The sequence below is a fragment of the uncultured Slackia sp. genome (genome assembly GCF_944321625.1).
GTDB lineage: Bacteria > Actinomycetota > Coriobacteriia > Coriobacteriales > Eggerthellaceae > Slackia.
Genome location: NZ_CALUMA010000006.1, coordinates 1 through 3,930 on the forward strand (window position 1 = coordinate 1; position 3,930 = coordinate 3,930).

The following is a 3,930-nucleotide window of genomic DNA, read 5'->3' on the forward strand; positions in this document are numbered from 1 at the left end:
CTGGACGCGCTCTCCACCTACACGCGCCGGCGCATCAGCCAGACCGCCCGCGCCACGGTGGACGAGGTGCGCTACGTGCCGGCGGCGCTCGCGCTGCGCCAGCGCCCGGGCGTGCCCAGCGTGCACTCCACCTTCGGCACCTCCACCGAGCTCCTCAACTCCCTGCGCCTCTTGTTGTCCCGCCTGGGCAGCCATGTGTGCCCCAACGGGCACCATGTGCCGCCGAGCATGAACGTCGCCCTGGAGCGACCACTCACCTGTCCTGTATGCGGGGCGGAGTTCCATGGCCCCGGTGCGGAGGATCTAGCTTTCAACAGCGGCGGCGTCTGCACCACCTGCGGCGGCACGGGTATAGTGCGCACGGTGGACGAGGCCACGCTCGTGCCCGACGAATCGCTTTCCATCGACGAGGGCGCGGTGGCGCCGTGGAACACCCTCATGTGGGATCTCATGAAGCAGGTCGCGCGCGAGATGGGCGTGCGCACGGACGTGCCGTTCAGCGAGCTCACGGCCAAGGAGCGCGACATCGTCTTCCACGGTCCCGCCGAGAAGAAGCACATCCTCTACCACGCCAAGAAGGGCGACAACTTCGCCGAGCTGGACTTCACCTACTTCAACGCTGTCTACACGGTGGAAAATGCGCTCGCCAAGGCCAAGGACGAGAAGGGCCTGGCGCGCGTGTCGAAGTTCCTGCGCGAGGACGTGTGCCCGGACTGCCATGGCACGCGCCTCTCCGCCCGCGCGCTCGCGCCCACGGTGGACGGCATGAACCTGGGCGAGGCCACGCAGATGACGCTCGACGAGCTCGCCGTGTGGGTGGCTTGCGTGCCCGGGCTCATGCCTGAGGAGATGCAGCCCATGGCGCGCGCCATCGTGGCCGAGATGGCCGAGCCCATAGAACGTCTGCAGCAGCTGGGCTTGGGATACCTGAGCCTCGACCGCGCCAGCTCCACGCTCTCGACGGGCGAGCGCCAGCGCGTGCAGCTCGCCCGCGCGGTGCGCAACCGCACGAACGGCGTGCTCTACGTGCTGGACGAGCCATCCATCGGCCTGCATCCGTCCAACGTGGAGGGCCTGCTCGGCGTGGTGGACGACCTCCTGGCCGACGGCAACTCCGTGGTGCTCGTGGACCATGACGTGCGGGTGCTCCGCCAGGCGGACTATCTCATCGAGATCGGACCCGGCTCGGGCGCGGCGGGCGGTCGCATTATCGCGCAGGGCTCGGTAGCGGATATCGAGGCCGCACCGGAGACGCGCATCGGGCCGTTTCTCTCCGGGTCGCGCTGTATTCGTACGCGCGAGCGCGCCGGTGCGGATGAACTGTTTGCGCAGGGCGCCATAGTGCTCGAGACGGACGCGATTCATACGGTGAAGCCGCTCGAGGTGCAGATTCCGCGCGGTCGGCTCACGGCGGTGACGGGTGTGTCGGGATCCGGCAAGACCACGCTCGTTCTCGAGAGCCTCGTGCCCGCCCTCAAGGCGCGTGCCGCGGGCGAGAAGCTTCCGGCGCACGTGCGCGCCCTCGACGCGGCGGGTATCCAGCGGGCGAATCTCATCGACGCCACGCCCATCGGCGCGAACGTGCGCTCCACGGTGGCGACCTACTCCGGCATGCTCGACGACCTGCGCCGCGCCTACGCCAAGCTGCCCGAAGCCAAGGAGCGCGGACTCAAGGCGGGCGCGTTCTCGTACAACACGGGGAAGCTGCGCTGCCCCACGTGCGACGGCACGGGACAGATCTCGCTCGACGTGCAGTTTTTGCCCGACGTGGACATCCCGTGCCCGGATTGCGGCGGTTCGCGCTATGCCCGCGCGGCGCACGACATCCGTCTCATGGGCGACCTTAGCCTGCCCGAGCTTCTCTCCTATACAGTGGACCAGGCGCTCGAGGTGCTGGTGGAATCCAATCTGCGCTCAGCGCTGGCCAAGTTGAAAACACTGTCCGACCTAGGGCTCGGCTACCTCACGCTCGGCGAGGCGACGCCGGCGCTTTCCGGCGGCGAGGCGCAGCGCCTCAAGCTCGCGAGCGAGCTCAACCGCAGCCAGGAGGACGCGCTTTTCGTGTTCGACGAGCCGACCATCGGCCTGCATCCGCTCGACGTGGAGGTGCTCCTGGGCGTGCTCCAGCGGCTCATCGACAACGGGGCCACGGTGGTGGTGATCGAGCACGACCTGGATATGATCGCGAACGCCGACTACGTGATCGACCTGGGTCCCGGCGGGGGAGAGGACGGCGGGCGAATCGTGTGCGCTGGCGCTCCCGAGGAGGTCGCCGCGTGCCCGCAAAGCATTACCGGCCGCTACATCGCCGAGGAGCTGGGGCGTTAGGTTCATATCGCATGTGCTTCGATGCAGCCGATGCGCCGCTATTCCGTGATGTTTTTTAGTGCTTGCCAGCAGGTTTTGATGCGTCCTGCGCAACCGCTTCCTCGATTTGGGTGCCTCTATCTGCTCCGGTGAGATGAAGGGACGAACGCGGTTGGGTTGATGTTTGATGGAGGGAGACTCCCGCTGACGATTCGGTAAGGTCGCTCTGATATTGATTGGCATATTTCCAATGCGCCAATCAAGGAGCATCGCCCGTGGACATGGTGCTTGCCGGGAGAACGGCCTTTCAATTTCATCGCATTCCGCCTCAGGTTGCGATGCTCGTCAATGAGGAGCTCGATGTTACGAGCGCGCTGGGCCCTCGCATGCTCGCGCGCAGGCAGTCGTATTTCCATTACCTGACGACGCCACTGGAAATACTGGTGTTCGAAAGGCGGGCTAGACACGCTTCCAAAGGCATTCATAGAACGCTATGGACCGGTGAGCTCCCCGTTGGGAGCGTTTGGGACATCGATGCTTATCTCAAGGTCGCCTCTCCGGCTTTCACGCTCTTCTTATTAGCCCAGCGTGTAAGCATAATCCAGCTCGTGATGGCGATGTATGAACTTACGGGACGCTTCACCGTGTTTGCGGCGGATCCGAAGCATATGGAATACCTCGAGCATGCGGGCGCGCTGTCGGATGCCTCGTGGAGGCTTGCCCCGGGCCGGTCCGGTCAGAGCACCTTATGGATGCGTTCCCCTTTGGTAACCATAGAGGAGCTTTGGGATATGTGCGAGAAAACCAGGGGCAGAAGGGGGCACAAGGTTTTCGAGCGCGCGCTTAAGGAAGTGAAGGGGGTCGTGGCGTCTCCTCTTGAGGCGAGAGCCGTGATGCGGCTGTGCGGCAGCCGTTCGCTCGGAGGCGAGGGGTTCGGCCCGGTGGAACTCAATTCCAAGGTTCGATTTAGCCGGGCAGCCCGGGCGGTTACGGGGCAGGACCACGGTATCGTCGACATATTGTTTCCCGCAGATGATAGGCATAAGGATTTTGCCTATGAGTGCCAAGGGCGAGCAGTGCATGGCCCATACGGTTTGACGGGCGCCGATGCCAACCGACTGCTGGGCCTGCAGCTCATGGGCATAGATACGGCGCTTCTCACCTATGAGCAGCTGGCAGATCAATATAGATTCGAGCAGGTGCGCCGCCTAACCGCTGACAAGCTTCACGCGAGGTATCAAAAGAAGTCGGCTGCCCTGCTCGAGCATGAGAGACAGCTGAGAAGAGAGCTGTTTATTGATTGGGAGGATTTGTGCGGGGAGGTGCGATGAGGAGCGACACCTGTTTCCCACGGTTGGATTGGCGGAACAAATGACGCCTGCTTCACCGGAAGGCGTAGGTTACGTGAAGGACTCAAATTCTTTTCCAGAAGTGAGTGCGAAAATGCCGACTCCCGAAGTAGACCCTGTTTTTGGACAGGAAAACCGCAGATAATTACTTCGGCAAAAAGGTGGCTACTCGGGGATTCTCGAATTAGGCACTCACTTCTGAAATTATTTGCTCTGGGGTCATTCGAAAGGGATTCAAATAGCGGATGCCCAAGTCGCCGCGCGCCCTATTGAT

General features: G+C 63.2%; 2 protein-coding genes. Both read left to right on the plus strand.

The window, feature by feature from the left end; all coding sequences use genetic code 11:
* Positions 1-2,328, plus strand: a 2,328-nt coding sequence (locus Q0J60_RS00510; protein WP_294438243.1) for an excinuclease ABC subunit UvrA, incomplete at its 5' end; no start/stop codon positions are given.
* A 254-nt stretch (positions 2,329-2,582) separates the two neighbouring features.
* Positions 2,583-3,638 carry a hypothetical protein gene (locus Q0J60_RS00515; protein WP_294438244.1) on the plus strand — a complete coding sequence of 352 codons (1,056 nt, stop codon included), beginning with the start codon at positions 2,583-2,585 and terminating at the stop codon, positions 3,636-3,638.
* Positions 3,639-3,930 lie beyond the last annotated feature (292 nt).